We start from the raw sequence: 4838 nt of genomic DNA on the forward strand, positions 1-4838 counted from the left end.
CACGCAATCGCCGTTCGGTCTTGGCGTCTTCCTTCATCAGTTCGTAAACAGGAGTCAGCGGACGAACCACCTTGGTGCTGTAGACCAGACTGGTCGGCAAGCCACGCTGATCATCCACCATCTCGTCGGCAATCGGCTCGGGATCGTCCGTGATCTGATCGGGCTGGGCGATACTCAGTGGACCCTCGGCCATGTAGCGGATGATGTCGTCGGCGACATCCAAGATCTGCGTCGCTTCGGCGCTGTTGACCGTGTAGAAATCGGGATAATTCTCCAGCCCGTATTTGCGTGCCGACGACAGGATTGCGGGAACGCTTTTGACAGCCGCGGCATAGGCCACCGTACCGCCCTGCCACTGAAGGATCCGATCGGTGCCGAAGTACAGTTTCAGTTCACCGCCGTGGTTGGTCGGCACGGCATCACCATGCGTCCGCAGCCCCGGTTTTCGAAAATCATATTCCGATTCCGTATTGATCAGCTCGTTCAGCCGGGTGAGATGTTCCTGCGGCGTCACACGCCAGATCCGAGCCGGCGAGGATGTCGGCACCAATCGGATCTGTGCGGGCATCAAGCCAAACAGCAGATCATGATCGACGAAGTTACCCTTGTTCGGGTCACGGTGATCATGGAAGCCACCCTTGTCCTGCATGACGCGTGACAATTCGCCGACGATCCAATCGGAGAACTGCAGCCGGTCGACCACCCCCAGCTCCGACTCCTCCGGCGGCGGCATCTCCTTCAATGAGACCTGGACCCAGATGTTTCTCCATGTGCCAACGTTGCTCTCGTTGACCGGTCCCAGATCGTGCAGCGACAGCCCACCCTCCGATGCCGTCGCGTCATGGCAGTCGATGCAGTGGTCGGCAAGAAACGCCCCGGCATAGCTTTTAAAGTCCTTGTCGAGCGGTTGCCCCGGCGTGTACCGGTCGGCATGTGCCCACGACAGCGTGACGAGCGAAACGCAAAACGCGGCGAGCATGAGGCTGCCACGCGCGCAACCGCCAACCGCCAACCGCCAACCGCCAACCGCCAACCGCCAACCGCCAACCGCCAACCGCCAACCGCCAAACGCCAAACGCCAAACGCCAAACGCCAAACGCCAAACGCCAAACGGCGGGGGCAGCCGTTCCGTGCTGCATGTCTCTGCGGCCGATCATGTTGATTCTTTCTGCGTCATCGAAGCATTGCGTGTCGAGACCTGGCCGAATCGACTGCGGCATCGACTCGACGGTCTCCAACGCCGCCTCACCGACCGCAGATGGGGTGATCTAACAACACCACCCCTGCCAGGGCCGGCTAAAATACGCACGGGGGAGACGTCAAACCACCCATCTTTTGGTGGCATTCGGTGATTTCATCCGCGCAGAAATGCCCCGAAAACTCGCCTCCGGCCGCACGATCGGCGCACGAAAACCCCGTGAATACCGCGATTTGGCGTTCACGGGCGTTTGTGCCGCCCGATGGAAGCCTGAACGAATGACGATCGATCGCGATCGCCTGTCACCCGACGATTGAGTGGGATCGGCACACTACTGCGTTGCCAGACTCGTCAGCTTTGCCAACTCCTCGGCGCTCAACGCCCGATCAAACACCGCAACGCCGCCGATCCATCCGGTGAAGCCGACGGTGCGAGCGCTGTGAATGACGCGGCCGATGGTGAACGGGCCGCCGCTGCCGTCGTCGCTGGGCGTGTAAATGCCGTGCGGGTACCACCACGGATTCAGCCGCAGCGCGACCAGGTCACGCGTGGTTTCGGTGAAGCTTCCGTCAGCAGATGGCTTGAGCGTGACGTTGACTTTGGTGAAACGATACTCGCGTTGTTCCGTCCGCTGGTCGCTTGATTCATCGAGGACTTTGACCGAAAGCGGATGGTCTTCCGGCGGATTGTAGAACTGGTCTTCTGGAAAACTTGGGTCTTCACCGGGTTGTTTGCCGGGCGTGCGGTGCCAGTGGCCTTGCATGTAGGCGTTGTAGGCGGATTGGAGCAGTCCACCGCGGCTCGGATTCTCCAACCAGCGATCTCCCGATTGCCCATCGAGCCAACCGGTCAATTCATCGCGTTGGTGGTCTAACGTCATCGCAAAGCAATGCCATGAGCGGTCCAAGACATCGTCGGACGAATCGGCGGGGACTTCGGGTGATTGCCCGAGCGAATTGCATTTGTGCAGAGCGTACTTATTCAAGAACGAACTGGCTCCGTTTTCTGAAACGTGACCACAGGCGCTGCCGGCTTTGTTCAGTCCGGCAAACAGTGCGTATTGCCGCTGTCCACGCTCCACCTTGCGGATGCCGGCGGTCTCTTTCTGGTGCAGGTCGGTGCCTTCGTGCCAGATTCCCGCCAGGGCATGATTACCGCTCTCGCGAATCGCCCACACGACCACGGAAACGGAACGGCCGTCGCCCTTGATGTCCAGTGGCGTGTCGTGCAGTCGCGACCGGGGCACAAACAAGAACGGTCTGAAATTCGGATCGGTCTCTTTGCGAATCCGGACCGCCTGTCCAAACGGCCCCCGTCCGAGCAACGGAAAATCGGCGTACGACGCCGCGCGCCCCTGCCCCCAGTAGTCCTTGACGTAGTTTGCCACATCGAGCGGATACTCGGTCGACGAGCCGCCTGGAACGTGAGCGGTAAAGCGATGTTCGCCGCCCGGTTCTCGTTTGACAAAATCCCAGAACGCCACCAACCCGGGCGTGTTCGCGACGGTTTGTCGTTTGGATTCAAGATCCTCGGCGCGGATCGAGGCGGAAACGGTCAGGATGAAAACGGTAGCAAGGAATGGTTTCATAGAGATTCAGTCTTTGTACGGAAAACAGGGGCACCGTCAGGCAACAAGTTGTTCTTCACAAGACCTGCCGACAATGTTGCTCGGGTTTGCCTCACTCTAACGGAATCTATTTGTGTCGTCTCTCACTGCAAGCTGCCTGCCACGAGTATACTCACGGGCGTGACGTGGCCGACGAGCGAGCCGAGGAGCGATCGAACCTCACCCGTTTGTGCATGCTGTTGGTGAACGGTCTGAACAACATCCCGACGAAGTCATGCTATGCTCCGTTATGCTCTGACGATCTTCACCAGTGCATTTCTGCTGTTTCAGGTACAGCCGATCATCGGGCGATTCATCCTGCCGTGGTTCGGCGGAGGGCCGTCGATTTGGACCAGCTGCATGCTGTTCTTTCAAGCGGCGCTGTTGGGCGGCTATCTTTATTCGCACCTGCTTTGCGCCAAGCTCTCGGTTCGGTCGCAGGCATGGATCCATCTGGCGGTTCTGGCAGTGTCCGTGTTGCTGTTGCCGATCGCTCCCGATGAAACGTGGAAACCGCTGCCCGACCAGTCGCCCCTTGCCCGCATTCTGTTGGTCTTGATCGCGACGGTCGGCGGTCCGTATTTTGTGCTCGCATCGACGGGGCCGTTGATGCAGAAGTGGTTCAGCCAGACTTCGCCGGACCGCTCGCCCTATCGCTTGTACGCGTTGTCCAACATCGGTTCGCTGCTGGCACTTCTCAGCTACCCGTTCGTGATTGAACCCCGACTGACGCTGCAGCAGCAAAGCGTCTCATGGACGTCCTTGTACGTTGTCTTTGCCTGCTTTGCCGCGTGGTGTGCGGCCGGTCTATTGAAACACGATGTGTTGCCGATTCCAGACGACGAAGCTGCCGGACAGGCGACACTCGAATCGTCGATGCCGCAAAAGCCGGGCTGGTTTGTCGTCTTGTTGTGGCTGATCCTATCGGCATGCGGATCGGCCATGCTTCTAGCGACCACGAACCAGCTGTGCATCGATGTCGCGACGGTCCCGTTCCTTTGGATCCTGCCGCTCAGTCTGTATCTGATCACCTTTATCATCTGTTTCGATCGCCCGCAGTGGTATGACCGACGCGCCTTTGGAATGCTGTTGATGGTCTGCGGACCGCTGGCGGGCTGGGCCATTTCGTCGGGTCCCGACTTGGAATTGGCAAAGCAAGTCGTCATTTTTTCCGCCGCGCTGTTCGCATGTTGCATGGCGGTCCATGGCGAACTTGTCCACTCCCGTCCAGACCCACGCTACCTGACGCTTTTCTACCTGGTGATTTCTGCCGGCGGTGTCCTTGGCGGGCTGTTTGTCGCCATCCTCGCGACGAACTTGTTCACCGGTTATTGGGAGTTTCAGATCAGTGTTGTGGCGTGCTGCGTGTTTGCATTGATCGCGGCGTGCCGACAACGCGTCTGGGACGTGGCACCGTCAAGCGATTTCTGGACGTGGGCGGGTGGAGCGTTTGCGACGATCGTTGCAGCGATTGCGCTCGTCTGGATGCCTCATCACGAGTCCCTGGATGCGATCGACGAAATCGCGTTGTTCGGCGGATTCGGCAGCTTGATATTTTTGGGGCTGATCGCGATCGGCACACGAAGCGAGCGTTCGGTGTCGGCTTGGACGTGGTGCGGCTTGGCGGCCCTGCCCATCGGCTGGATGGTGGCTTGGGGATCGTGGCGCACGCCCGACGTGATGACCGTTCGCTTGAGCATGCAATTCGCAGCGATTTCGATCACCGCCTGGGCCGTCGCCCGGGTCGCCCTGTGGGGGCTGCGACGTTTCAGTGAACCACGTCAGATCTGGTTGACCCGCGTCGCCATTGCGATGTACGCCACGATCTTGCTCGCCCTGGCGCATCATCAAAACGTCGTCACCACCGCGCAGGCCTGGACGCTGCTGCTGGTCGGACTCGGTGGCGTCGTTGCCGAATGGGTGATCCGGAAACTTCGCTCGTCCGATCGGCCGTCGCTGGGCATTTGGTACTGGGCGCCGCTCCTTTCGTTGCTGGCGATCATGGGATACGGCTATTGGGAAACCCTTGATTCG

At 59.6% G+C, this 4838-nt stretch carries 2 protein-coding genes and 1 pseudogene; 1 reads left to right on the forward strand and 2 read right to left on the reverse strand.

The genetic code is table 11. The features are described from left to right. Both ABX749_RS22070 and ABX749_RS22075 read right to left on the reverse strand, forming a co-directional pair. On the reverse strand, nt 1-979 hold a 979-nt coding region (locus ABX749_RS22070; protein ID WP_372897887.1), incomplete at its 3' end, for a c-type cytochrome domain-containing protein. 550 nt (nt 980-1529) lie between these two features. Then, the gene (locus ABX749_RS22075) at nt 1530-2786 is read right to left on the reverse strand and encodes a hypothetical protein (RefSeq protein WP_372897888.1); all 1257 of its coding nucleotides are present in this window, start codon (nt 2784-2786) and stop codon (nt 1530-1532) included. Between the two features lie 258 nt (nt 2787-3044). Between ABX749_RS22075 and ABX749_RS22080 the strand changes: the two are divergent. Then, nucleotides 3045-4838: pseudogene (locus tag ABX749_RS22080) on the forward strand (hypothetical protein); the annotation flags it as partial.

Origin of the sequence: Stieleria sp. (assembly GCF_041595215.1) — a bacterium.
Taxonomy (GTDB): Bacteria; Planctomycetota; Planctomycetia; order Pirellulales; family Pirellulaceae; genus Stieleria; species Stieleria magnilauensis.

Excerpts from the sequence above, each read along its gene's own strand:
- ABX749_RS22075 (WP_372897888.1), bottom strand. The coding sequence starts at position 2,786 with ATGAAACCATTCCTTGCTACCGTTTTCATCCTGACCGTTTCCGCCTCG.